A 25683-nucleotide genomic window follows, 5' to 3' on the forward strand; every position below is an offset into this window, starting at 1 on the left:
GTTAGTTGTCTCCCATACCCTGTTTACCAAAGAAGAAAAAGTGGACTAGGGTAAAACCACCAATGAGCAGGAACAATAACCATGAAATCGCCGATGCAGTGCCCATTTCCAGCCATTCCCAACCGACTCGATACAGATACATAGCAATCGTTTGACCCGATTGCCCCACGCCGCCGGTACCACGGGTAAGGATGAAGGGTTCTTCAAACAACTGCAGATTCCCGATGATAGTCAAGGTAGTGGCAAAGAAGATGAAAGGACGCAACATGGGCAAAGAGATATACCAAAATTGTTGGGTCGCATTCGCACCATCGATCCGAGCTGCCTCATACAGGTCTTTGGGAATGGTCATCAAACCCGTGGTGTAGAGCACAATATTGAAGCCGGTGTACTTCCAAAACACCACAAAAGCAATTGCCGGTTTCAAGGTGGCTTTTTCTTCCAACCAACGGATCGGCATATACTGCTCTATCCAGCCAAAGGCCCAAGAAAACATATCTGACTGAGCTAAGGCTAATAAGGCCTTGTTGATGATCCCCGAGTTAGGCGAATACATGTTGAAAAAGATCAACGAGACCGCCACCGTGGAGGTGATAAAAGGTAAAAAGAACGCCGATGTGAGCAAATGACGCGCCCGACTGCCCAAGGAGACCAAAATACAAGCCACCGGGATCGCCACCAAATGCTGAGCAAAACCGGAGGTTAATGCCAACCAAAAGGTGTTCTTTAAGGAACGCCATAACCATGGGTCGTCCAAGGCTAAAACGTAGTTCTCTAAGCCATTAAATTTCATGGAATCCAAGCCTGCCACCGGATTCCATTGGTGAAAGGAGAGAAACATAGAGAACAGTAAAGGGAATAAGCCAAATACCAAAAATAAAACCAGATAAGGGGCTAAAAATAGATAGGGAGCCAGCCGCTCTCGACCCCCCTGTTCAAACCAATGTCGCAAAGTGCCAGTCCTAGGCTCAAAGCGAGTTGCATCTTTCGTTGTTGACGACATAACAATATCCCTAACAGCTTGGCCTGGAGTAGCTCCAGGCCAGATAGACTTACATTGCTTTTAAGCGACGTTGCAGAATACGATCAGCTTCGGCAAGTGCCGTCTTCACGTCTTTACCTTCATCCAAAACTTCGCCTAGAGCGGCATCTAAGATGATTGAGCGAGCCACTTGATCGCCCTTCGCAGGCTTAACGGGTTTCACGTTTTTAGCCACTTCAGCGAACAACAAACGAGCTTTTTGTCCATTGAGGAAGTCGATTTTTTCGTCAAACATGGAGTCGTCGTAAGTCGCAACTAATGAAGGGAAGGCAGCAATTGTTTTAAAGGCCTCTAGCTCCACATCAGGACGAGTCGCCATATACTTAATCAATGTCCAAGCTTGGTCCTGCTTGTTACTTTGTTTGGGGATCACTAAGAATGAACCACCCCAGCTACCGTAGATGCCATCAGGCAGATTCGACACGCCCCATTTACCAGCGGTATCTGGTGCCATCCAATTTTTTAAGTGGCCAAGCAACCAAGCCCCAGAAAGTTGGGTCGCCAAGGTGCCTTGTTTAAAGCCTTCATACCACTCGTTACTCCAAGCAGTAATTTTGGCATCCAGACCTAGATCACGAATTTTTTTCGCAGTTTCAAAGGCTTTTACAAAGCGAGGTGATTGCAGTAAGGATTTACCCTGGGCATCAAAGTAAAGCCCATTGCCATCTTCAACCGTGGTGTAAATAATCGCTTCAGCAACATCGGCAGCCGACGCAATCAAGTAAACACCTTTCGGTTTTAACTTCTTACCGTATTCAATGTAACTATCCCAATCGTGGATCACCTTATTGATATCGGCACCCACAGAATCAGCTACATCACGACGGTAATACAATACCCCTGGGCCCAAATCCACCGGTATACCATATTGTGCTCCGTCCACGCCCTGACCCTGAGTCCACGCATAAGGTGCGTATTGGTCAGCTAAACTGTCGACATCATATTTTTCAGAGAGGTTTACAAACCCGCCCTTGTTTACGAAGGCGCCAATCCGACCCACATCGACCACCACCACATCACCAGCACCCGAGCCAGTTGCGAGATTGGTGGTTAACTTATTGTGATGGTCTCCCCAGTTGTTCATCACATAATCAACTTTCAGATCCGGATTTTCTTGATAGAACTTTGGCAATATTTGTTTTAAGCTACTATCGAAATCTGGAAAACCGTCGAAGCGGATTTCAGTTTGAGCCGCATTAGCCGTGCATGCCAAACCGAGTCCAAACAAAGCAGAGACTAGCAGTTTTTTCTTTGTCATCTTTCAATTTCCTTTTGTGATTTATCACTCCGTTGAAAGAGGCTGGGCGGTCGATTCTCGAACCACTAATTCGGGAGTCAACTCAATTGCTTCCATGTCGCCTTTTCCGGAGATCTTTTTCAAAACTAAACGTGCTGCCGCTTTCCCCATTTCCACTACGGGAAAGTGGACAGTCGTTAGTTTTGGCCTTAAATAACGAGATAACAGAACATCATCGTAGCCGACCACCGAGACATCTTTGCCTACCTGCTTACGCTGTTCTGCTAATACGTCATAAACGCCCAAGGCAATGTTGTCATTTCCACAAAAAACCGCGGTAAAATTCACATCACGTTGGATTAATTTTCTAGCGGGAGCAAGGCCCCCGTCTTCGTCATAACTGCCCTCAGCCACCAGATTGGGATCAAAAGCCACCTTCTGCTCAGCCAGTGCAATCCGATAGCCTTGCACCCGATCACGACTATCTTGCTTATTCATTGGTCCGCAAATACAAGCGACAGAGCGGTGTCCAAGGTCTAATAAATGTTTGGTGGCTAAGTAACCACCCAATTCGTTATCGAGAAAAATGCAGCTGTTCGCCAACTCAGGCACAAACCGGTTGATCAATACCAGCGGCCGACCCTGTTTGGAAATTTCGATCAATTCATCGTCGCCGATCATCGTCACATGCAGAATGAGGGCATCAACCTGTCGCGATAGCAAAAAACCAATCGCCTCGCGCTCGCGCTCCTCAATATCATCACCGCTGGTCGCCACTAAATGGTGGCCGTTGGCACGCAGTTCTTGTTCGACTTCATGCATGATTGGCCCAAAGAATGGGCCTGATAAACTACTTACAACCATACCAATGCTGGTTGAACGACTTGAGGCAAGGGCTTGGGCAAAACTATTGGGACGATAGCCCAAATCACGCATCGCAGCTTCCACCCGAACACGAGTCGTTTCTGACACTTTCTTATTGCCATTAATGACTCGCGACACGGTGGCTTGAGATACATTTGCCAATTCTGATACTTCTCTGATGGTGGCCATCAATCACTCCCTATGTAAGCGCTTACATTCAATTTGATTAAAAAACCCTATTCAGGGTTAATGTAAGCGCTTTCCTAAATAGTGCTTCGCCAGCCAACAATTGTCAATTCTTTGCAAAATATGACTGGTAGAACTGTGAACAGACGCATAACTTACACTCAATGAAACAACAATGAAATTATGAAACAAAAAAACTAGTTTATATTCAATAAATTAAAAAACATAATGTCAAATCACATATTTAACATTAATATCCTAAGTGTGCGCGACTTCAATCGCTCGCAAGCCCAGTATTCCTCGCCTTAAATCCGTGGCGGTGCAGCAATACGCGGGTTAAGCGCATTACTGTTTACCACGCGTATTACCGCTGATTTATCGAGCAAGTTCCAAGCGAACTTGATAAACCCCTGGTGCCTGCTCTGGGATCAAATCTCCAACAATCGCTTCCCCTTCCAAATAGAGTTGACTAGTGGCCAAAGCGGAGCGAAGCACTTCGATGTGATAACTCGCACCGCGATACTTACGCACAACTTTAAAGCCCGGCCACGCGTCCGGAATACAAGGCTGGATCCGCAAACCAGTCATTTCCGGACGGATCCCTAAAATATACTGGGTTGCAGCAACATACATCCAGCTAGCGGTGCCCGATAACCAAGCATTACGCGCCAGACCAAACTGTGGATGTTCATCACCTAACACATTTTGTGGATAGCAATAGGGCTCCGATTGAAAACAATCCAAATCATCATTTCGTGAAGCCGGATTAATCTGACGATAATACTGGTAAGCCTGATCGGCGCGGCCAAGCTTGGTTTCAGCAATCACCACCCAAGGGTTAGAGTGCAAGAAAATACCACCATTTTCTTTCGCGCCAGGGGGATAAGTAGAGACCCCTCCCAGCTTTTCGTCGTAGCCAGTATAACCCGGCCAAGATAATTTAATGCCGCGTTCGGTATTCAGTAAACGCTTAACAGCATCAAGCCCCATGGTTGCTCGCGACACATCGGCAAACTCAGAGATCACCGGCCAGGATTGAGCATTGGCATAAATCTTCCCCTGCTGGTTTTGGGTCGATCCTAAGGCTTGAGTCTGCTCATCAAAATAGCGCAACCACCACTCACCGTCCCAAGCATGTTGATTCACCTGAGACTGCATCTGTTGATAATAATTATCTAAACGAGTCACTAAGTCTTGCTCACCACAGAAGCTAAGCACTTCTTTTAGTTCAATAATCGCTTTGCCATAAAGGTTTGCCACAAACAAGGACTCAGCGCCTAGCGGTAGATTCACCGTATCATTCCAGTCCGCAAAACCCAGCAAAGGCAAACCATGGGCACCGATGTTACTGCGAGTAAACTCAATCCCTCTCAGTAAGTGCTCTAATACCGTCGCCTGCTCTCGCTCTGCTTCCGCAATCCCCGTTTGATAGAAGCTCACCGGCTGCTGCAAAAACTCCAAATTACCGGTTTCTTTCAGGTATTGCGCCACCGTTAAGATGATCCATAGATGATCATCACCATAATAGCTGGCGCGATCCAACTCTTCTCGAGAATCGCCTTCGGTGGCTTCCATGGTCATCGGAAAATATTGATGCATCGCCGAGCCATCAGGCTTTTGCACCGATAACAAACGCTCCATAAATGGTTTCGCTTGCTCCGGCATATGGCTCATCACCCCCAGTAGATCCTGTGAAGAGTCTCGAAAACCAATGCCTCGAGCACCGTACCCTAATTGATATAGCGACAGATAACGCGACCAGTTCTTGGTGGTATGGCATTGCCGAGGGTTATGAATATTAAGCATACTGTTGAGTGAAGTATCGGGTGTATCTACCTGCATCACTGACAAATAGTCTTGCCAAAATTCAGCTAAGCCAGAAAAAGCCTCAGCCACGCTTTCGGTATCTCGATAACGTTCGATGCTCGTACACGCGTCTTCTAGCGAAGCCGCTTGACCAATTTGAACAATGCTTTGCTCACTCTGCCCCGACGCCAAACTGCCTAATTTGATCATCAAGGCAGCCATGGTATCGCCACGCACACATTCTGAGTTGCTCAATTGCGGTGCAAGTAGAGCTCCGGGATTGGCCCAACTGCCGTATTCATTGTCACCAAGAAAGGTCCGCCGATCGCCTTCCCAAGAATCCACCGGGCGGTTCGCCGTTACATAATTCACACAACTATCACGTTTCATGTAAGCATACTGCTCCAATACCACCTGTCCGCCCGCCTGTTGATGGGCTTTTAGCTGCATGGTTTGCGGTACCCAATCTGCATTGGTGAGCTGTTTTAAGGCATCGAAATGACTAAATTCGAAGGCGGGGATCAAATCAATTTCCAGCGCTTCACCACCAATGTTAGTCAGCCGAATATCCTGCAGCATCACCTTACTGCCGGGTGGCACAAAATAGCACACTTCCACTCTCACACCGTGTGCTTCTGCTAGCCAACGGGTGTAAGACAAACCCACTCGGCATTCGTAACGATCTAACTCGTTCAGGGTTGGTGTATAGAAAGGTGAAAACAGCAAGTATTCGCCATCTTTACGGATCCGAACATACAGCGTACTACCTTTAAATTCAGAAGCTGGCTGCTGAGCGATATACTTGGTGATCCGATTTAAGGCCGGATCTTCACTACATAACAAGGCGCCGCCCGAACAATCGACGATGCCACCAAAATCAAGTGTCCCCACATAGTTAATCCACTTGATCGGCGTTTTTGGCGTGGTGACCACATATTCCTTATGCTGGTCATCAAAATATCCATACTTCATAATCACTAACCTTTCATTCAAAAAAAATTCGATAAATACTGCATCGCTCAGCCTTGGTGCTGGTCGGCAAGGGCAAAAATCATCCCCGGTCGCAGGTAACGACCGGCGGTATATTTCAAGGCGGTCGCATGCAATAGGCGAAAAATTTCGCCGCAATCTAACAACCACTCCGCGAATAAACTGGCGTAATCTTGGCTAAATTGGCCAAAGTCTTCGCTTAAGTCTCCGGCAACTCGACCATCGGCTTGCAGCAAACCATGCTGCTTTAAGGCTGCGAGTAAGTCATCTCGCTCAGATGCACTCAACCATGTGGGCAAGTCTTGGGCTTGCAAACGCACCGTGGCGTTAAAGCCCTCTGGTGCCGCGAAGGGGATCTGTGCGCTTTGATATAGCAGCCGATATACCGACGCAAGCAGTTCTTCGGATTGCGGCTGGTGATGCTGCTGCATCGCCAAAGCAAGCGAATACTGCACGCCAATCCACACATCGTGAGCTTGAAAATTATCCCAGGCCTTTGGCGCACCATTATGCTTGACCAAATTTGCCGCTCCCACTCGCGGGCTGTTGAGCCGATAGTTGTATTGATAAACGTGCTGCAATACCCGCTGGCAACGCGCCTGCTCAAATAAAGCCTCTTGTCCCAACCAACGCAGGTAGCTATCGGCTAAAAGTTGATCGGCAAAAATATCATCGCTATCCAACACCAGCCATTGCTCGCCCTGCAGGCACCAATCACCACCGCCATTTAACAGCAATAGTTTTTTCAGCCGCCGTTGCGCCAATTTTCCTGCCTGCTCTGGCCATGGACAATTCCAGTGCCGCTGCCACAAGGCTTGCTGGTCCTCGGTCAATGATGGGAATAATAACGGTTGGTTCAACCAGTGATTAATCGCGACGACTAATTCACTCAAGCTAGTCTGTTGATAAGCTTGCTGGCTGAGTAAGGAAAAATGCTCAGCCAATTGTGGTAGTTGTTGTCGATCCACCTGACTAGCACGCAAAGGAGTCACATAGAACAGGTAATAACCCTGTTGTTCGTCCCATAGACTATCGTCAAACTGCTGCTTAGCCACCGCTAAACGCTGCCGATACTGTTCCGCCAACAGTTCCGCACCGCGCAACTTCGCTAAGCTGGCACAAGCCTGTAAAGCGGCCAGCCACAACGAACCGCTATAACAAGAAATGCCATGTGAGCGCAAATTATCGAAGGTATCATCGGTCCCATTGGTCAACGGAAATTGCTGACCCGGTTCGATCATTTTCTCTAGATAATTCATCGCCTGCTGCACCGCTGGCCAACAATCTTCAAGCAATGTTGGATCGTCAAATAAGCTCACATGACGCAATACCATCAACACAAATTTTGGAGCCAGATCCTTCCATTCCTTCACGTTATGCCAATCATAGGCATCGGGACGACAATCGAAGGGACTCCCTAAATCGTGACAAACCGCCCCTCTAATCGCGCGTTCTGCCTGATATTTCGGATGACTGAGTTCGGCATAGGGTTCTTCGGTATAGATATGATGGCGTCGTTGCCGAAAATCGTCAGCCAATACTGCGTCGGCAAAACGCCGCATCACCTCACCATCGAGCCGAGGTAACAAGCTCAATAGACTAAACGAACCGTAAAAGTACACATCTAAGGAATTGAAGAACGGGTAATCAACACATTCACGGATCAAAAAGCGGTCCTGCTTATCCCAAACCGTCGCCTCGGCTAGAAAAGATAAGCTATTCAAAGCCATTGTTGTCAACTGTTGGCGTAATTGAGGATCTTCCTGCTGACTAAACTGGGCGCGTTTCCAAAGCCCTGCAAAGGCCTGTTGCAAATAGTCTTGCTGCTTCGACCAGGCAAAGCGCGCAATCGCCAGAGCACGCTGTTTCGCTTGGGGAAACTGACGCACATAAGCCTTCTCACTACTTAAGCCATTCATTTCAACTTGCGGTAAATCTAATACGGTCATAAAACAGAATTGCAGCGTTTCGCCGGGGGCGAGCGTAGCCGTCAACTGCAAGGCCGAAGAGCAGAGTTCACGACCGCTATAGATCCCGCGTTTGCTTTGACCACTCAAGCCGCCGCCAGCTAAAGCCTGAGCCACCACTTTATCGGCATGGGCGGTGTAAAAACAATGATTGGCACTCAACTGACACTGCGCTGGCGCTTGTAGCGAGAGCGCCATCTCGCCCAAACAATCTTGGTAAGACTCTCCACTCATTAATAGCGATATTCGCTGCCCTTGCTCACAACGCTCACTAAAGAGTTCTCCCTGTTGCTGCCTGGCTTGACGAACCAACATAAACGACGCGTCCTGACTCCCAACTCGCTCCTTAGTGACCTGAAAACCAATTAGATTTTCCTGAACCTGAACCAGATTAAAGCGCTGAGTTCGCTGGCTCGGATTATGAACGCAAAATTGAGTAAGCGAGACCGGCAGACGGCACAAGGCTTCATTATCTGCTTCAATAAAGCTGTAATGGGTCTTGCTCAGCTGCAACACCGCCCCCGAATAATCGCTCTGCGCCACCGGGTATAAACCTTGATATTGAATCTGCTCTGCAGGCCAAGCCGGTTGCTTAAGGTAACTATCGGCCTCACAATCGGCGATCAGCGAGCGCTGAAAACACTGTTCTTGAACACTGCCACCAAAATACTTAAGGAGTAACTGGCAATTGGCACGACGATCCACTTGCCCAGTACTCAGCGCCAGCTTTAAGTTTCGATCTAAATGAATTTTCCAATCCGCCAATCGTTGCTTATTCCAAGCATATAGTTGAGGTTCATCTAGCAAACGCTGTAAACCAGCTAACCACTGCGCTTGACTTTGATCGGGACTAAATAACACTTGCCCTTGATCATCGAGCAAGGGATACAAAGAAATTTGTTGGATAAAGTCGGCAGGCTCAATAATACGAAGCTCGCCAACCCGTAACTCATCCTGCTCACTAAAATAAAAATCTGCCATCCGCAAACTGTCGTTACGCTCAGCGCGCACTTGGATCCCTGGCAAAAAATTGAACACAGGACTACAACCACTGATCGACAAACTATAAGTATTGCCAATTCCGCCCATCGCCATCCCTGTCGTTAAGGGGGTAGTTGGCAAGGGTTGATACCAAGGCTGAACAAACTCCGAAGCCAAACCCGGGGCCATCAGCTCGGCAACACTGCCACGGAGCGAAGAAGCCGCTAAATACTGTTCAATCTTCATAAGCAGCCCTCATTTTAATCACATCAACAACTGTTGGGCACATTAGTAACTCCTTGTAAAAGAAATAAAATCTATTCACTGACCATTAAATTTAACAACCTTCAAAAACCTTAATTCCCCCACTCTCGGTGCTTCCATGACCGAGCTACGCACACATTTTGGTCGCAAAAAAAAACGGCTCCTTAGGAGCCGTATGCCAATACGACAAGGAATAAAGAATTTAAGGATTACACGATGAACTAGGGTATTTTCTCCTTGATTGCTTCGGTGAAGGTATGTTGGGCAGTATTTGAACCTGCAGCTTCTGCCTCTTTAAGAAACAGTAACGCTTGCTCAATATTACCCTCGGCTATCGCTAGCCGAATTTGTTGCTGGTAAAACTGCTCCGTGGCTGGTTGTAAAACAGTAACGGCTTGGACCTTGCTTGGCTCGATCGACGATGTAACGGCTGCAGTCGCAAGTACCGTAGCACCCGCACTATTCGAAGTCGTCGCCTTAAATTGTGACCCAAATTGCACTTTATTCAGCCGTATATTGATCTGACCAATTGGTGAGTGTTTCGCATACACCTTACGCGCAGCGGGGCGATCGATGCCCACTTTCAGTTCATAGGCCACTTTGGGATCAATGAGTTCGGTCTTACCAAATAACTGCTCGTGGGCGGTATAAACCAATATATAGCGAGCCTTTCTTGCTAAAGTAGGACTAAATTGTTGTTTAATGGTTAAGAAACCCTCGGCGCTGAGTGTCGTTTGATTAAACTTAGCTAAGGGTTGTAGCTGTTTGTCATATACTGCAATCGTTGGAACAAACACCATGTTGGTAATCAGACTATCAACTTCAACTTCAACTTGCTCAAGATGCTCAGGGAGTGCTAATGCCGCCACATAGGAGCGTCCTTCGGCAAACTCAACGACCGATGAGTTTAGTCCAATATCCACACGGTTGGTGCGATCGGCCGATAGTAAACGATAAGATAATTGTTCAATTTGCACACTCGGTTGCTGCGCATCTAAACGATTACGCAACTCGGTTTGGTCACTAAATTGTGAGCCCCAGCCACGAAAAGGGTCTTCGACATCCACCGCCTGAGTGCTCGAACAAGCAACCAGACATGCACTTATCAGTAACAAACTATAGTGTTTATTCACTTTATTTCTCCCTGTATTGGGTGCTAGCAAACTAGCACCCAAAACACTGCCCTCTGGGTTTACCACCAAGCCTCAACCATGGCTCCCACCTTGGTTAAATCGGTGGTACCCGCATTTTTACCCGTATTTTTCTTCTCACCGGTAACGACATAAAAACGTACGACTGGACGAGACCACATAAAGTGACCAATCTGGAAGTTTTGTGACAAGGTTAACTTCCAAGCATCCGATTGATTCGAATCTTCCTTGGTATTATGAAAACCAGCTTCTACAGCAGTCGCCATATAATCGTTCCAATGGTGTTGCGGACGAACCGCCACCCCGTACTCTTCTTTCTCATCGAAAGAACAACCGGTTTCAGTACAATCGACCTTCAAATAGTTGGCGTTGTATTCCATGGCTGTCATTTCACCAAGCGTAATCGCACCATCAACAAAGGCGCCGTAACTACGTGCGGTTTTATCCTCATAACCCGCCCAGCTAGTCCCCGAAGAGTTAGCGGTGGTAAATGCTGCACCATCGGTTTCATAACGACCCGCCAACTGTACCCAGTTGTCACCAAAAGTGTGTCGATAGGCCGCAAACAACTGCATTGCCGTATCATTTTCTAAGTTGTCTTTAATATCGGCTAAGGCAAATGCATAGTTGGCTCTAAATTTTAAAGTACCTTGCTTGCCAATTTTCATGTCATGCAAGTGCAACATCAGCATGTTGACCGTGCCTTGGGTGGTATTTGCAGCCCCTGCACCGTCTCCAGCCTGAGTCCAACCTAAGTCGAGCTTACCAAACCCTACATCCAAGTTATCCACACCTGCGCCACTGCCATCGGCACTCAGCATGTAGTAATCACTCAAACCACCTTGCTCACGCCCATAAAATCGCTTACCAGCCCATACATAGGCATCGGGTTGCGAAGGAAAAATGCCTGAACCGCCACCATAGAATTGTTGTAAGTAAAACAACTTACCCCAATCATCATGGCCCGGAGTACCGATCATCACATTCAAGTTAAATTTGGATTGATCCATTTCGAAGTCTTGGGTCAACATCCACTCCATCCAGTTACCTTCGTTACCTAAACGGCCAGCGGCATTAATTTCGCCGTAATCCCCTTTTAGATAAATCATTTCGTCACCCGATGCTTCTTGCGCATAACGGCCATAGCCAGAAAAATTCGGTGTTCCAGCAACTGAACCGAGTGAAACTAACATCAAAGATAATGTAAGCGCTTTCATTTTCATGGTAAAAAAATCCTTTTCTGTTTTAGGTATTATGGGTGAATTCGCTACTACTCCAAACAACGTAAACACCACCTATTTCGAATATACACAGATAAAAACGCTATTTTTGTGATCAAAAGCGCAAATGCAAGCGCTTACATTACCAAAAATAGCAAATGTGATCCCTGTTCAATATTTAGCCTAGACGATCCAATATATTGTGTCCAGCTAACGAAACAATGAAAGCACTTACATTTATTGTAATGATCCAACAAAAAATACCAATAGACAAGGGGGTTAAAACAAAAATACAACAAACCGCAGGTAAGCGCTTACACCTAAAACACGGATTGCAAAGATGAGAATTTTTAGAACGTTATCGATCATTCAACTGACGAGCCTAAGCTTTACCATTCTGGGCTTATGTTTACTGGCTATGGCTGGACTTTCTTGGCAGTTAAGCATGCCGCTGGAAAACAGCCTCAAACAATTAAATCAGCGAGATCTGCCAAGGCTGGCGAGCAGCCAAGCATTGATCCAAGCCCTAACCCAAAGCGCTCAAACCATAAGCCAGGCAGAAAATAGCCACCAAGCTGGTGAACTCGAAGCCTTGAACAAGCAAATTCAGCGACAGGCTCAGGTTTATTTTGAGCAACTTAAGGCGCTTAGCGCCCTCAGTACTGACACTAATAGCGCACAACTGCAGCAACAAAGTGAGCTTTGGTTTACCCGTGCCAGCCAAGTTCTAAGCGCTCAAGCCCCTTTACTCAAGCAACAACAACAGCTCGCCGAACACCGCGCGCAATATCAACTATTAAGTATTCAGCTTAACCAAGCCCTAGGGCAACTTCGCGCTTCGGTAAAAAAAGACTACCCCAAGATGCTGCTCACTAATGTTGATACCGCGCTTTCCTTGATGCAGGCTCAAGCTGCCCGAGCGCTCAACGGCCAAGATCTGGCGCAAGTAAAAACAGCCCTTCGCTCAGCCAAAGCAAAACTCGACCTAGTCGAAGCCGATTTTTCGGAGCTCATCACTCGCTTAGGCTTAAGCCATCAAGACATTTCTCGCCAGCTGCCGCTATTACTCAGCGAATTAACTGGCGAACAAGGGATCGTCAGCCAATACTCAGCCTACTTACAGTCTCACTTTCACCAACAACAACAACGCTTAGCCTTACAACAGCAAAGCCGTATTTTGAGCCAACAATTGAGTGACTGGCAACAAGCCAGGCAAACTCAAACCGCCCAACAACTGGTGAATAGTCTCAGTAAACTGAGCCAACTCAGACAGGGGCAAGTCAGCGCCTCCGCGATTGCGATAGGCTTTTGTTTGAGCCTAGGACTACTGCTATTTATCACCATCCGTCAACCCTTAAAACAATTGCTTGCCACCTTGAGCGCTCTCGCCAAAGGCGAGTTGCAACAGCAATGCCACTATCGAGCCAACAACGAATTTGGTCTACTCAGCAAAAAAATCAATCAAGTGATCCAGCAACAACGCGAAGTAGTTCTCGAGCTACAACAGAAAAGCCAGCAGCTAGAGAGCGCCGCCAGTAGTAACCAACACCATGGCCTCGACATCCAACAGCAACTAAACCAACAGCGTCACGAGTGCCTCAACGTGGCCTCTGCAATGAGCGAGATGGAACAAGCAATCCAAGATGTCGCTGGCCGCGCCGAGCATGTCAGTCAAAACATGCAACAGATCCAGCAGCTCAGCGAACAAGGTGCCAATTTGACCACTCAGGCGAACCATAGTAATCACCAGTTAATCAGCCACCTAAGTCGCTCTGGTAAAAACATTGAACAGCTCGCCGAACAAAGCCAAGTTATTGGCAGCATCCTTGAAGTGATTGATGGTATCACTCAGCAAACCAACTTATTGGCACTGAATGCCGCCATCGAAGCGGCTCGAGCCGGTGAACAAGGGCGTGGCTTTGCGGTCGTGGCAGACGAAGTACGACAGCTTGCACAACGCAGCGCCAGCTCAACCAAACAGATTCAGGGAATGATCGAACAACTACAACAAGTCGCCCATTCTGCGGTATCAGACATGCAAACTTGCACCCAAGCAATGGATGATAATCAAATTTACTATCAGGGACTTAGCCAGCATATACAACAAGTCAGTGAATCGGTGAGTTGCCTCGCGGGGCTCAATCACGAAATAAGTATTGCCACCGGGCAACAGCGTAATAGCAGCCTCGAGGTCTCACGAAGCATGGAACAGATCTCACAGTCGGCACAGCACAACTATGCCGTGGTATCACGGCTTCATCAAGCCAGCGAACAACTGGAAGACTTTGCTCAGCAACAACTGAGGCTATGCTTGCGCTTTCATATTGATGCCCAAGTCTCAAACATTTAACTTGCCATCTGGCAATAGGAGAGAACATGAAAATACCCGCAATGCTGTGTATCGTGCTCGCTATATTCAGCCCTCAGCTTATGGCGATGATATCTCCCTCATTAGCAGGTGCGACCACACTCTCCTTGCGCTTTAAACAAGCCCCTCAAGCCCAATGGAATAAGCAACGAATCAGCGCTCAACTGACTGCAGATCAGCGCGCTTTTATACTGCAAGATCAACAACAACATGCTTTTAATGATGCAGAGCTATTTAAGCTTAGCATCTCTCAAACCCTGCCCTACGGTCGAAAGTTATTGTATTTTAAGTTGCATTTAGTTGATGACTTTAAGCCTTTATGGGGCCAAAAAATCCTACAGCTGAAAGTCGATGGTAAAGAACTAGAAGCCGCCAAGGCTGCCAATGGCAAGGCGCTATGGCATAAAGTGGTTGAAGAAGACAACAAAGGGTTTATTCCAGCGGGGCTCAGCGAACTGTGGTTTGAGTTGCCCAGTGACAGCACAGAGATTAAATTCATGACGATGATGACGGCCGGTGCCGAGCACTTTCAAGCTGAATTAAGTGATTTCATCATTTATTCTTGGCCCGAATCCGACCAACGGACACAGGTCTACCAGGTGCGTTTCAACCACGATGGTTATCTCAAACACACTGCCAGCCCAGTATTAATAGAGTTGCCAGATTGGATTGAACAAAGCCAGCTGCCAGTAAGCATTAATGCCGTCGACGTCGAACCACAAGAACTCATGCTCACGATCCCTTCACAGAGCGATCCAGGCTCGGGCATGAAAGTCGTAAGCTTGGATCTAGCAAACCTCAATACTCGCTTCACAGGCAAGCCGCTGACGCTACAAATTAACTCGATCCATCCTCAACTGACAAACACCCGTATCAGCCTCAAACAAGGTCTTGATCTTTCCAGCCTACAACGCCATCGAGACCAAGCTTTAGCCGCTTTTTATTACTTTGACAGCAGTGATTTAGGCCCCTATTCGGGGACCCACCCCCAAGATAGTCGAGCCAAACGGCTGGATAGCGAGAGCACGCTGGATGTGCGCGGCGGCTGGTTTGATGCGGGAGACTATGGCAAATATTCGGTCAATGCAGCCTATTCACTGATGACGCTATTGATGGCCGAGCAATTACAACCCACCGCCTTTGCCGTGAACATTTCACCAATTGCCAGCGACCAAGGTTCGGACTTACTGGCACTGCTCAGCAGTGAACTCAACTTGTTACTCAAGCTGCAAGCCGACAATGGTGGGGTTTATCACAAAGCAGCATCAGCTCAATGGCCACCATTGGCGCAAGCGCCACAACAGGATCACCAAATTAAAACCGTACTACCAATCACCACGACCGCAACGGCTCACAGTGCAGCTGCGTTTGCCATGGCCGCCAACAGTTTTGCTCGATCCCGCCAATTAACGCATCAACAACAGGCCCTGCAATATCGCCAAGCTGCCTTGCGCGCATGGGCTTATCTAGAGGCCCATCCGCAATTGGAGATGATAAAACAACGTTATCATCAATTCGAATACGGAGGTCCTTACGATGATGTGGACGACCGAGATGAGCGACTACTCGCGGCACTTGCGCTCTACCAGATGACTGGCGAAGTACACTACCTCAATCACAGCAAACAATACCTCGCAAGTTTACTGGAGTTACCGCGTTTAGGTGATCCTTCCCCCAGCTGGCGAGATAACCGCAGCCGCTCAGTGCTGCTGTATTTAAAAGCTGCGCCGAAAAACGACGATTTATATCCAAGTGTCCACCAAGCTCTGAGCCACTATTTAGAACATATTTTAAGCTTGCAACAAAACAATCCATATGGCATCGCCTTTGCTGGCCATCAACAACAATTCGATTGGGGCTCCAATGGCATTATCGCTAGCACAGGTTTCCAATTACTATACGGTGGATACCTTTTGGATAAACCAGCATGGCTGGCAGCAGCGATGCAGCTGAGCCACTGGTTTTTTGGTCTCAACCCTCACGGCAAAATATTTGTGGTCGGCGACACGCCCAATCATGTGCAACACCCACACTTTCGCCCCTATGTATCAAAAGCCTCACCACTGCCAGTTGGCCTGCTCATTGGTGGCGCAAACTCGGTCGAACTGAAGGGCGATATGATGGCTGCCACCCGAGAAAATATGGCACCAATGCAGGTCTACATTGACCATCAGGATTCTTGGGCCAGCAATGAAGTGGCCATTAACTGGCAAGCGCTGTGGGCAGCTTACTTATGTTTGTTGAATCAGAGCCTGGCCAATAACCTCCAGTGACGCCACGCAAGCTGAGTTCAGGTGAATACAGGTTAGAGTCATCCAAACGAGCCAACTGATGGCGTAAACAGCGGATTAAAATTTGTATTTACACAACGAGACCAAGCAATCTTTGAGGATTGTCAGTAAACTTAAGCTGAAATGAGGCTTGCGGGGCTGAATGCAACAATAACCAGCCGCCTCCAGTTCAGTTGCACGACATAGAGTAAAGCATACAGGGGAAGACATGATGGGAATTTTGATCTGGTTGCTAATTGGCGCAGCCGCAGGCTGGTTAGCGGGACAAATCACCAAAGGAAAAAGCTTTGGCCTACTTGGCAATATTGGGGTAGGTATTGTCGGCTCAATGCTCGGCGGTTTTATTTTTCGCTTACTGGGTTTTCACAGTGCCAGTCTTGTGGCATCGCTGATTACCGCAACGGTCGGCGCGGTATTATTGCTCTATCTAGTGAGTCGATTTAAAAGCTAAAGTACATAAAAAAGCACAGCCGAAGCTGTGCTTTATCAATCAAACAAGGAGCGACTCAAGACTCTTGGTTTAAGCGCTTTTCTAACTCAGCGACTTTCTGCTCTAAGGCACTCAACTTTTCTCGGGTGCGCAACAAGACTTGTGTCTGTACGTCGAAATCTTCACGATTCACCACATCCAGCTGGTTCAACTTGGCTTGAATCACTTGTTTTACCTTGCGCTCAAACTCATCACCAACATTCTTTAAGCCGGGGGGCACCATCTCACTCACTTGTTTGGCGATCTCTTCGATTTTGGCTGGGTTAATCATCTATCTCTCCTTTAAGTTAGACTCATTGTATAGAAGCTCTGCTAAGGGCTCAAGCGGCTCTGGTATTAGTATGACCGAGCTAAACGAGCATCAATTTGAGATATACGACCCACACCACCCCGTAGCAGCAGACCCTGCAGTGCGGCGCATGAACGCTCGGCTTGCATGCCTTGAGTCGAAGCTTTCGACCAATACAAATGCCGCTGTTGGCTAGCCCGTTGATAAATCGAAGCTCTCGCTGAAAAGCCACACCAACAAAACAAACCCGCAGTCAGTCTCATAACCAGCGCTGTAATGAACGACTAATGACTAAGTTTAGCAAACTGAGCACCAAGCACCCGCTGCAGCACATCCGCCTTAAGCTGCAAAGACAAACCACGTTTACCGCCACTCACCACAATGGCAGGCAAGGCTTGAGCGCTCTCATCCACAAATGTCGCTAAACGTTTTTTTTGGCCAAAAGGGCTGATCCCCCCTTTAACATAACCAGTGGTACGCTCAGCAACGGGCACCTCGGCCATCCGCATTTTCTTGATTTTTGCGGCCTTGGCCAGTGCTTTTAAATCCAGTTGGCCAGTCACTGGCACCACTGCCACCACCATTTTCTTGGGATCGTGTTCATCACAGGCCACCAACGTTTTAAAGACTAGCTCTGCGGCCAAACCCAGTTTTTCGGCGCTATCTAGACCAAAGTTGCCCTGCTGAGGATCACTTTTATATTCCAGTAATAAATAATCCTGTTTGGCTTTTTTAAGCTGCTGTACTGCCGGCGTCATAAATCTTCACTCCTTAATTTCGCGCTGCCACTTGCCAGAATCGCTGCAGCAATGGTTCATGTAACCTTCTTGATAACATGCAGATCCCCAAATCGAAAGGCTCCAGCTCCACCCCGACCGGAATACTTTGGATCCGCTCACGCATTGGGCTGTTATCCACCACCACTTGCGGAGCGATCCCCACACCGCTGCCGAGCGCCACCATGCTAACAATAGCCTCGTGACCCGCCACCTTGGCATAAACATGAGGTTGAATACGCATCCCTTTAAACCAATGATCAATCCGAGCACGCGCTGGGCCATGTTCTGGCAAAATAAAGGGAATTTGATCCCAAGGAATAGGATTTCGCTCTAATAGTTTACGAACCGCACAGGGAACCGTGGGGCCAATAATCGACAGGGGCACCTTACTAATACTAGCAAAAGCCATGTTCAGCGGTAATTGCTCGGGGCGGGCGGCAATCGCGATATCGACTTCCCCATCGGCGACCTTACTCACCGCCAACGCCACATCGCCGGTGGCTAATTTAATATCGGCATTTGGGCAGGTAAGACGATACTTATCCAAAATATCTGGCAGGTGACTATAGCTCGCGGTCACCGAACAATACAGGGTTAACTCCCCCGCCAATTCGCTAGATTGCAAAGATAAATCCATTTGCAGCTGTCGCCATTGTTGTAACCAATTTTCGGCAAAACTGCGAAATCGCACTCCCGCCTGAGTCAGATGTACGCTGCGTTTATCACGACTAAACAAACGACTGCCAAGCTCTTCCTCTAGCCGCTGAATCACCCGACTTAAGGTAGAGGGGCTAACATGCATCGCCTGACTGGTTTTCGTAAAATGCAGGCTGTGGCTTAAGTGTAAAAACAGCTCAACACTTCGAACATCCATTGCTTTTCCTTGATAAAGCCTGTTTCATTTTATGCAATACAATATCCCAAAATCATCATTTTACGCAATATTAGTTTAGGTTTATATTAAATCCATCACGAGACAGGATAAGAAACGCGCTCAAGAAAAGAAGTGCATTGGGATCTCGTAAACACAACAACACCATCATCATTTGATTAACGCTATTTTACGGAGTCGAACATGGCTAATTATTTCAACACCCTAAGCTTGCGCGAGAAACTAGAGCAATTGGGTAAATGTCGTTTTATGGATCGCAGCGAATTTGCTGATGGTTGTAACTTTATTAAAGACTGGAACATCGTGGTAATTGGTTGTGGTGCACAAGGCCTAAACCAAGGTTTAAACATGCGTGATTCTGGGCTCAACATTTCTTACGCTTTACGTGATGCGGCAATTCAAGAGAAGCGCGCTTCTTTTGTACAAGCGACCGACAACGGCTTTAAAGTTGGGACTTACCAAGAGCTAATCCCACAAGCTGATATGGTGCTTAACCTCACCCCAGACAAGCAACACAGCAACGTGGTTGAAGCGGTGATGCCGTTAATGAAGCAAGGTTCTACCCTCGCTTACTCGCATGGCTTCAACATTGTTGAAGAAGGTATGCAAGTGCGTGAAGACATCACCGTAGTGATGGTGGCGCCCAAATGCCCAGGCACTGAGGTTCGTGAAGAATACAAACGTGGTTTTGGAGTGCCAACCCTAATCGCTGTGCATCCAGAAAATGATCCTCAAGGCAACGGTCTTGCGATTGCAAAAGCTTATGCTTCTGCAACCGGTGGTGACCGTGCCGGTGTACTTCAGTCTTCTTTTGTTGCGGAAGTTAAATCTGACCTGATGGGTGAGCAAACCATTTTATGTGGTGTGTTACAAACTGGTGCAATCTTAGCCTATGACAAAATGGTAGCCGAAGGTATTGAACCCGGCTACGCCGCTAAACTCATTCAATTTGGTTGGGAAACGGTTACCGAAGCATTGAAGCACGGTGGCATCACCAACATGGTCGACCGTCTATCTAATCCAGCTAAAATCAAATGTTTTGACCTAGCCGACGAGCTTAAAGACTTAATGCGTCCGCTATTTGAAAAACACATGGACGACATCATCGAAGGCGAATTCTCATCAACCATGATGAAAGACTGGGCCAACGATGATGTAAACCTACTAAAATGGCGTGAAGAAACTGGCCAAAGCGGTTTTGAAAAAGCGCCAGTATCTGAGGTAGAAATTACCGAACAAGAATTCTTCGACAAAGGCATCTTGTTAGTTGCCTTGGTTAAATCGGGTGTTGAACTCGCCTTCGAAACCATGGTTGCTGCTGGCATCATCGAAGAAAGTGCTTACTACGAGTCACTACACGAAACGCCACTCATCGCCAACACCATCGCTCGTAAACGTTTATACGAAATGAACGTGGTTATCTCTGATACTGCAGAATACGGTTGTTACCTATTCTCGCACGCTGCCGTGCCCCTATTGCGCGATACCGTGAACAACATCAGCCTGGAGTACATCGGTAAAGGCTTCGAAGAGCAAGATAACGGCGTGGATAACGCGCGCCTCATCGAAGTAAACGAAGCACTACGCAGCCATCCGGTCGAAGTTGTTGGTAAAAAACTTCGTGGCTACATGAAAGACATGAAGAAAATTGCCGTTGGCGGTTAATCTTCACGCTTTTGGCTAATGACGATTAGCTAACTGTGAAATTAAAAGCCCTGAGCAATGCTCGGGGCTTTTTTTGTCGGACTTATCCCCACGGCAAAACAGCACTGCCAACACGCCATTACGACCAATCAGAATCACTCGTAAAAAGCAGCGCTTTCGCCTACGGCGCCGTCATAAGCTTTGTCCAGCTAAAGCTTACCAGCAAAAGAAAGGCTGCCCTGCATCTTCTTAAATCCTGTGTTGCGCACTCACTAGGGCGTCGAAGTAACTCGCTACGCTCAAACAGACTTCAACGAATCTCCCTAGTTCATTTACGCTACTCGGAGAAGATGATGGGGAAGCCCCACTTGGATAGTTGTTGAGCTTTCTTTTATTAAATCGGTTTGCGATTAATAGTTCTTAATTTCAAATGAGTGCCTGTAGCGATTTTGATTTCACGAAGCTGAATATAGCTTAAGTGTCTGTTATCAAAGCGCCACAACACAAAGCGTCATCTCTTTTCATACCTTCATTATCGCCGAGTAGCGCAAGTGTCTAAGTGATAAAGTCGAAACCTGTTTGAGCGTAGCGAGTTTTTCGACGCACTTAGATACGAGCAACGCAGGAGGAAGATAATGCAGGGCGAGTTTTCTTTTTGCTTCGTTTTTCTTTGCTCGTCAAAGAAAAATGACGTCGCCGTCCAGGCGAAATCTACATAACCAGCTCACCTAAAAATCCAATTAAAATAGTAGACTAAAAACAAGAGCTTTCGCCTACGGCGCCGTCCAGGCGAAACCCAAACTGACCACTCGCGCCACAGCCACTAAGAACCCAAAATGTGAACCCTTCATCTTCACCGAATCGGCAAACAGCCTAAGCAACGTTCTCTACAATAAAAACGGGATCACAATAGCTTATCGTTGCTTCGCATAATCCTGAGGCGTGCAGCCAAATTGCAAGCGAAAGGCCTGCACAAAACTACTAACACTTTTATAGCCTAAGGAATGTGCAACCAAGCTGGAACTTTCCCCTCGGCTCAAGAGCTCCAGTGAGTTCATCAAACGAAAGCGGCTGCGCCATTGGCGAAAAGTCATCCCGGTTTCGGCTTTAAATAAACGTTCGATGGTGCGCACACTCGCGCCCACTGATTTTGCTAAGTCTAACAAGGGTAAATTCTGATTGGGATTTTGCACCATATGATGGATCAGTTTCGCCAATCGCGGGTCATTGCCAGCCGGGATCCGCACTTCAAAGGCCGGTAAATTCTCCAGCTCGTCAATCGCCACCAGTCCCAAACGCTGGATACTCGTTTGGTTCATGCTTGGAGGATCTTGATTAAGTCGCAGCACAATTTCGCGCATCAAGGGACTCATGCTTAACATCACCACCGCTTGTTCATGTTGGCGAATAGGAAATGACGGGTCGATGTACAGATTACGAATTTGAACAGCAGTTTCACTACTCACCTGATGATAGGTATTCATCGGGATCCAAACCGAATGAGTCGACGGCACCACCCACACGGCTTGTTCGCTGGTCACTCGCAATACCCCTTCCATGGCCCACAATAGTTGGCCTCGCGGATGGGAATGCGGTGAAATATTGACTTCGGCGAGCATATCTCGGCCATTGCTTAATACTGGTCGGCTCGCATCAATCGTGAATGCGATGTCGCTAGGCGGCAACATTGTCGCATTAGGAATATGTTTTGTCATATTTACGCCTTAAAACGACAAAGAGGATTCGCTATCTTAGAAAGGCAAGCACAATCATTTCAAGTCTTTTTTCACTCTTTCAGGAGAAGCGAACGATATGGATAGCAAACTCAACTTTAAAAATGTGATTCTATTGACGGCATTAGCTCTCGCCCTATGGTTCACGCTGTTTCCTATCGAGGGTCATGCAGATGGATTTTCGCATAGCGCCGCGGTGGTCTTCATTACTCTGATCTTTTGGAGCACTGGTGCACTCCCCCCTTTCCTCACCGGTTTGCTATTTTTTGCTTTAGTTGCAGTATTTAAACTCATCGCACCCAACATCTTGTTCTCTGGATTTGGCTCAACTGCGGTGTGGTTGATTATCTCAGGCTTTATTATTGGTTCTGCGATCTCCGTTTCCGGTTTGGGTAAAAAGCTCGCCTTCAGCATTGCTCCCTATTTAACCGCCAGTTATCCTCGCTTGATCGGTGGCCTGGTCGCCAGTGCGATGTTGCTGGGCTTTGTGATGCCCTCTTCTGTTGGGCGTTCGGTGGTATTAATTCCAATCGGTATGGCATTGGCCGAACAGGTGGGCTTTAGCCTAGGCAGCAACGGGCGTCGCGGGATCGCTACTGCACTGGCGCTAGCTTGTAATATGCCAAGCTTTGCAATCTTACCGTCCAACATTCCCAACATGATTTTGGCGGGCTCGAGCGAAACCCTGTTTAACATTCACTATCACTATACCGAATACCTACTGTTGCATTTTCCTGTCTTGGGGATCCTGAAGTCGCTATTGATCGTATTGCTGGTCCTGTGGATCTTTCCGGCAAAAATTTCATCCGCCACGGGAAAGCATTCGCCCAAACCAGATGAACCATTTGATAGTAAAATTCAAAAACGAGTTGGCATTATTTTGGGCATTACCTTGTTGTTCTGGATCAGCGACTCACTACATGGGGTAAATCCTGCCTGGGTCGGTCTAGTGACCGCGATTATCTTACTGATGCCCAAATGGGGCGTGCTGGCGGCGAAGTCCTTTAACAGCGCCATCGACTTTGGCACCGTCATCTTTGTTGCCGCAGCCTTGGGTTTAGGCGCTTTGGTGAACGCATCCGGGCTGGGTGAATATGTCGGGCAGGCTTTTAGTCACTTACTACCCAACACCGTAGAAAATACTTTCTTAAACTTTATGTCACTATCACTGATTTCGACCTTTACCGGACTCATTACCACCATTCCCGGAGTACCAACGGTGCTCTCTCCGATGGCAGCAAATTTTGCTGAGGCCACCGGCTTTAGCCTACCCGCGGTATTAATGACCCAAGTGATTGGTTTCTCAACGGTGCTGTTCCCTTACCAGGTTGCACCTTTAATCGTCGCGATGCAGCTGTCTGGCGAGCGCCTGGCCGAACTGCTGAAAATTACTCTGCCACTGGCATTGCTGACCATTGTGGTACTGATGCCTCTGGACTATTTGTGGTGGAGACTACTAGGCTGGATAGCTTAGACCGGCGAGTGATAGCTGCAGGCAAATAAGCCACGCGCGCTCTGAACCACGGTTTGGCACTGAGCAAGGCCTTGGCATCAGCTTGAAATAAACCCACAATATATAAAAGGAATTAGCGTCAACTCATGACAACTCAGACAATAAGGTTTAAGTTAAAGCATCAGCATACACAAGGGAGCTGTTATGCCTGTACCCTACGAGAATCTCGCTCAGGATAAGTCCAGGGGATGCCTGGTTGGTCTAGCGGTAGGGGATGCCATTGGCACCACCCTCGAGTTTCAGACCCCAGGGAGCTTTAAACCCCTCACCGATATGGTGGGTGGCGGTCACTTTTGTTTAAAGAAGGGCCACTGGACCGACGATACCTCGATGGCTCTGTGCCTCGGACATAGCTTACTGGAAAGTGAGGGGTTTGACCCAGGCGATCAAATGCAGCGCTACTGCAATTGGCTGGATAAAGGCTACATGAGTAGTATTGGTGTTTGCTTTGATGTAGGGGTGACGGTCTCCTCCGCCCTGCGCCGTTATCAAAAAACCGGCCAAGTCTTTGCTGGCTCCAAGGCACGCTGGAGCTCTGGCAATGGTTCGATCATGCGCCTAGCGCCGATCCCGATTTTTTACCAGCAACAGCCACTTGCAGCGGTTCATTATGGCGGCGAAAGCTCACGCACCACTCATGCCTCACCGCTATGCATCGATGCCTGTCGCTATTTATCGCTGCTATTACTGAGCTTGATTGAAGGTGGCGACAAACAGAGTTTTCATCACATCGCCTACACCCCACAAAGCGATGAAATAAGCCGCATCAAGGCGGGTGAGTTTCTCGAAAAACCTTACGCTGCGCTCACCGGCAGTGGCTATGTGATTGAGAGCCTCGAATCGGCACTGTGGTGTTTTATCAATAGTGACGATTTTGAATCCTGCGTGCTGGCGGCGGCCAACTTGGGCAACGATGCCGATACCACCGCCGCCATTGCCGGTCAGTTAGCTGGGGCTTATTACGGCCATCAAAATATTCGTCAGGACTGGCGGCAGGCCTTGCATCAACACCAACAGATTGCCAGCTTGGCCGATGGGCTGTTCGCGGCTTCACAAAACCAGCCAGAACACGTCATCGCAGCCCGATGAATTCGCAGCTCTACAGCCCCAGCGCCAGCGAAACGCAGTTATTGCAGCAGATCTGCCTGCCGCTGAATCATTGCAATCTGCCTTCCTGGTTACTGGCCAGTTTGGCCTATCAGCAACAGCCGATCCCCTTGCAACTGGATTTAATTAGCACCTGGTATCCAAAATTATTTACGGGTGTAAAGCGGGCCGAAACTGCCGAACAACGCGCCGCACAGTTTAAAGACTTTATGAATTTTCGCTTTAACTTAGCGCAGGGGCGCAGCCAAGCAAACCCAAACCACCAACCTCCGCCGCGGCCGAAGGTCAACTATCGACGGCTATTGCTGGGGTGGTTATTTGACTCCGATAATCAACAGGGGGCGGCGTGGCGCAGCTGGGTGGAGTCACGCTTTGGCCTGCTCACTTGTTTTCACCATGAAACGCTGGCCGATCCGGACGGCCCGGCCTATTTGCGCTTTCGCCAACAGTGTAGCCAAGCGACCTACAATACCAATGAACTCTATGACCAGTTGGATCTACTCTACTGCTTTTGCCAACAGGAGCTGCGGCTGCGTCACCCCAATGGCGAGCACCTCAGCCTCTATCGAGGTTGCACCGCCTTGCCGGAATATAACCTCGAAGGACGAGCGGTAAAACTGTTCAATAACCTCAGCTCCTTCACCGCCGATCCCGAGGCGGCATTACGCTTCGGCTCAAAAGTGTTTGCGGTGCAGGTGCCTTTGAGCAAAATCGTCTGTTTCGAGTCGCTACTGCCCCGCAGCCTGCAAGGCGAGCAAGAATTCATGGTCTTGGGTGGCTTATATCGCGTCGAACCTTTCAAGTTTTAAAGACCAGCAGTTGACAGAATATCAATGAGTGATGCACGTTGGTCTAAGTATATTGCTATT

19 protein-coding genes are annotated in these 25683 nt (G+C 48.0%); 7 read left to right on the plus strand and 12 right to left on the minus strand.

Translation table 11 applies throughout. The features are described 5' to 3' along the window. Window position 1 precedes the first annotated feature (1 nt). From ACRRSY_RS20975 to ACRRSY_RS21005, 7 genes are all read right to left on the minus strand, one after another. Window positions 2-1003: a carbohydrate ABC transporter permease gene (locus ACRRSY_RS20975; RefSeq protein WP_432460341.1), complete on the minus strand. Its 1002-nt coding sequence runs from the start codon at window positions 1001-1003 to the stop codon at window positions 2-4. Window positions 1004-1052: 49 nt separating this feature from the next. After that, the gene (locus ACRRSY_RS20980; protein WP_432463961.1) at window positions 1053-2300 is read right to left on the minus strand and encodes an extracellular solute-binding protein; all 1248 of its coding nucleotides are present in this window, start codon (window positions 2298-2300) and stop codon (window positions 1053-1055) included. A gap of 24 nt (window positions 2301-2324) precedes the next feature. After that, window positions 2325-3332, minus strand: a complete 1008-nt coding sequence (locus ACRRSY_RS20985; RefSeq protein WP_432455628.1) for a LacI family DNA-binding transcriptional regulator — start codon at window positions 3330-3332, stop codon at window positions 2325-2327. A gap of 372 nt (window positions 3333-3704) precedes the next feature. Continuing rightward, complete coding sequence (locus tag ACRRSY_RS20990) at window positions 3705-6107, minus strand: GH36-type glycosyl hydrolase domain-containing protein (RefSeq protein ID WP_432463962.1); 2403 nt, start codon at window positions 6105-6107, stop codon at window positions 3705-3707. Between the two features lie 47 nt (window positions 6108-6154). Continuing rightward, complete coding sequence (locus ACRRSY_RS20995; RefSeq protein WP_432463963.1) at window positions 6155-9319, minus strand: GH116 family glycosyl hydrolase; 3165 nt, start codon at window positions 9317-9319, stop codon at window positions 6155-6157. A gap of 239 nt (window positions 9320-9558) precedes the next feature. Next, the gene (locus tag ACRRSY_RS21000; protein ID WP_432463964.1) at window positions 9559-10470 is read right to left on the minus strand and encodes a MalM family protein; all 912 of its coding nucleotides are present in this window, start codon (window positions 10468-10470) and stop codon (window positions 9559-9561) included. 59 nt (window positions 10471-10529) lie between these two features. After that, window positions 10530-11711 (minus strand): carbohydrate porin, encoded by a 1182-nt coding sequence (locus ACRRSY_RS21005; RefSeq protein ID WP_432455624.1) that lies wholly within the window; start codon window positions 11709-11711, stop codon window positions 10530-10532. Window positions 11712-12048: 337 nt separating this feature from the next. On the opposite strand from ACRRSY_RS21005, the gene ACRRSY_RS21010 reads away from it, so the two are divergent. From ACRRSY_RS21010 to ACRRSY_RS21020, 3 genes are all read left to right on the plus strand, one after another. After that, window positions 12049-14058 (plus strand): methyl-accepting chemotaxis protein, encoded by a 2010-nt coding sequence (locus tag ACRRSY_RS21010; RefSeq protein ID WP_432455623.1) that lies wholly within the window; start codon window positions 12049-12051, stop codon window positions 14056-14058. Window positions 14059-14084: 26 nt separating this feature from the next. After that, on the plus strand, window positions 14085-16349 hold the full coding sequence (locus ACRRSY_RS21015) for a glycoside hydrolase family 9 protein (RefSeq protein ID WP_432463965.1): 2265 nt from the start codon (window positions 14085-14087) through the stop codon (window positions 16347-16349). A 226-nt stretch (window positions 16350-16575) separates the two neighbouring features. Continuing rightward, window positions 16576-16818: a GlsB/YeaQ/YmgE family stress response membrane protein gene (locus tag ACRRSY_RS21020; RefSeq protein WP_432455621.1), complete on the plus strand. Its 243-nt coding sequence runs from the start codon at window positions 16576-16578 to the stop codon at window positions 16816-16818. Window positions 16819-16873: 55 nt separating this feature from the next. On the opposite strand, the gene ubiK is transcribed toward ACRRSY_RS21020, so the two are convergent. The 4 genes from ubiK to ilvY form a co-directional block, all read right to left on the minus strand. Continuing rightward, window positions 16874-17128: a ubiquinone biosynthesis accessory factor UbiK gene (gene ubiK, locus ACRRSY_RS21025; RefSeq protein ID WP_432460346.1), complete on the minus strand. Its 255-nt coding sequence runs from the start codon at window positions 17126-17128 to the stop codon at window positions 16874-16876. A 65-nt stretch (window positions 17129-17193) separates the two neighbouring features. Beyond that, entirely contained in the window at window positions 17194-17409 is a 216-nt protein-coding gene (locus ACRRSY_RS21030) for a hypothetical protein (RefSeq protein WP_432455619.1), read from the minus strand. 21 nt (window positions 17410-17430) lie between these two features. Then, window positions 17431-17904: a Cys-tRNA(Pro) deacylase gene (gene ybaK, locus ACRRSY_RS21035; protein ID WP_432460347.1), complete on the minus strand. Its 474-nt coding sequence runs from the start codon at window positions 17902-17904 to the stop codon at window positions 17431-17433. 13 nt (window positions 17905-17917) lie between these two features. Beyond that, entirely contained in the window at window positions 17918-18799 is an 882-nt protein-coding gene (ilvY, locus tag ACRRSY_RS21040; protein ID WP_432455617.1) for an HTH-type transcriptional activator IlvY, read from the minus strand. Between the two features lie 201 nt (window positions 18800-19000). Between ilvY and ilvC the strand changes: the two genes are divergently transcribed. Then, window positions 19001-20482 carry a ketol-acid reductoisomerase gene (gene ilvC / locus ACRRSY_RS21045; protein ID WP_432455616.1) on the plus strand — a complete coding sequence of 494 codons (1482 nt, stop codon included), beginning with the start codon at window positions 19001-19003 and terminating at the stop codon, window positions 20480-20482. Between the two features lie 893 nt (window positions 20483-21375). On the opposite strand, the gene ACRRSY_RS21050 is transcribed toward ilvC, so the two are convergent. Then, window positions 21376-22176 (minus strand): helix-turn-helix domain-containing protein, encoded by an 801-nt coding sequence (locus ACRRSY_RS21050; protein ID WP_432463966.1) that lies wholly within the window; start codon window positions 22174-22176, stop codon window positions 21376-21378. Window positions 22177-22273: 97 nt separating this feature from the next. Here ACRRSY_RS21050 and ACRRSY_RS21055 point away from each other — a divergent pair, with 97 nt between their 5' ends. The 3 genes from ACRRSY_RS21055 to ACRRSY_RS21065 all read left to right on the plus strand — a co-directional run bounded on the left by ACRRSY_RS21055 (window position 22274) and on the right by ACRRSY_RS21065 (window position 25623). Continuing rightward, window positions 22274-23668, plus strand: coding sequence for an SLC13 family permease (locus ACRRSY_RS21055; RefSeq protein ID WP_432460351.1), 1395 nt, complete (start codon window positions 22274-22276; stop codon window positions 23666-23668). A gap of 183 nt (window positions 23669-23851) precedes the next feature. Further along, window positions 23852-24796, plus strand: a complete 945-nt coding sequence (locus ACRRSY_RS21060; protein WP_432455614.1) for an ADP-ribosylglycohydrolase family protein — start codon at window positions 23852-23854, stop codon at window positions 24794-24796. Further along, a complete protein-coding gene (locus ACRRSY_RS21065) occupies window positions 24793-25623 on the plus strand; it encodes an NAD(+)--dinitrogen-reductase ADP-D-ribosyltransferase (RefSeq protein ID WP_432460352.1) in 831 nt (276 codons plus the stop codon). The genes ACRRSY_RS21060 and ACRRSY_RS21065 overlap by 4 nt, the downstream gene beginning before the upstream one ends. The last annotated feature ends 60 nt before the right edge of the window (window positions 25624-25683 follow it).

The sequence above is a fragment of the Agarivorans sp. QJM3NY_33 genome (genome assembly GCF_050870865.2).
In the GTDB taxonomy this organism is placed as follows: Bacteria; Pseudomonadota; Gammaproteobacteria; order Enterobacterales; family Celerinatantimonadaceae; genus Agarivorans.

Coding starts and splice junctions, on each gene's coding strand:
- ACRRSY_RS20975 (WP_432460341.1), bottom strand. CDS start 1,003: ATGTCGTCAACAACGAAAGATGCAACTCGCTTTGAGCCTAGGACTGGC.
- ACRRSY_RS20980 (WP_432463961.1), bottom strand. CDS start 2,300: ATGACAAAGAAAAAACTGCTAGTCTCTGCTTTGTTTGGACTCGGTTTG.
- ACRRSY_RS20985 (WP_432455628.1), bottom strand. CDS start 3,332: ATGGCCACCATCAGAGAAGTATCAGAATTGGCAAATGTATCTCAAGCC.
- ACRRSY_RS20990 (WP_432463962.1), bottom strand. CDS start 6,107: ATGAAGTATGGATATTTTGATGACCAGCATAAGGAATATGTGGTCACC.
- ACRRSY_RS20995 (WP_432463963.1), bottom strand. CDS start 9,319: ATGAAGATTGAACAGTATTTAGCGGCTTCTTCGCTCCGTGGCAGTGTT.
- ACRRSY_RS21005 (WP_432455624.1), bottom strand. CDS start 11,711: ATGAAAATGAAAGCGCTTACATTATCTTTGATGTTAGTTTCACTCGGT.
- ACRRSY_RS21010 (WP_432455623.1), top strand. CDS start 12,049: ATGAGAATTTTTAGAACGTTATCGATCATTCAACTGACGAGCCTAAGC.
- ACRRSY_RS21015 (WP_432463965.1), top strand. CDS start 14,085: ATGAAAATACCCGCAATGCTGTGTATCGTGCTCGCTATATTCAGCCCT.
- ACRRSY_RS21020 (WP_432455621.1), top strand. CDS start 16,576: ATGATGGGAATTTTGATCTGGTTGCTAATTGGCGCAGCCGCAGGCTGG.
- ubiK (WP_432460346.1), bottom strand. CDS start 17,128: ATGATTAACCCAGCCAAAATCGAAGAGATCGCCAAACAAGTGAGTGAG.
- ACRRSY_RS21030 (WP_432455619.1), bottom strand. CDS start 17,409: ATGAGACTGACTGCGGGTTTGTTTTGTTGGTGTGGCTTTTCAGCGAGA.
- ybaK (WP_432460347.1), bottom strand. CDS start 17,904: ATGACGCCGGCAGTACAGCAGCTTAAAAAAGCCAAACAGGATTATTTA.
- ilvY (WP_432455617.1), bottom strand. CDS start 18,799: ATGGATGTTCGAAGTGTTGAGCTGTTTTTACACTTAAGCCACAGCCTG.
- ilvC (WP_432455616.1), top strand. CDS start 19,001: ATGGCTAATTATTTCAACACCCTAAGCTTGCGCGAGAAACTAGAGCAA.
- ACRRSY_RS21050 (WP_432463966.1), bottom strand. CDS start 22,176: ATGACAAAACATATTCCTAATGCGACAATGTTGCCGCCTAGCGACATC.
- ACRRSY_RS21055 (WP_432460351.1), top strand. CDS start 22,274: ATGGATAGCAAACTCAACTTTAAAAATGTGATTCTATTGACGGCATTA.
- ACRRSY_RS21060 (WP_432455614.1), top strand. CDS start 23,852: ATGCCTGTACCCTACGAGAATCTCGCTCAGGATAAGTCCAGGGGATGC.
- ACRRSY_RS21065 (WP_432460352.1), top strand. CDS start 24,793: ATGAATTCGCAGCTCTACAGCCCCAGCGCCAGCGAAACGCAGTTATTG.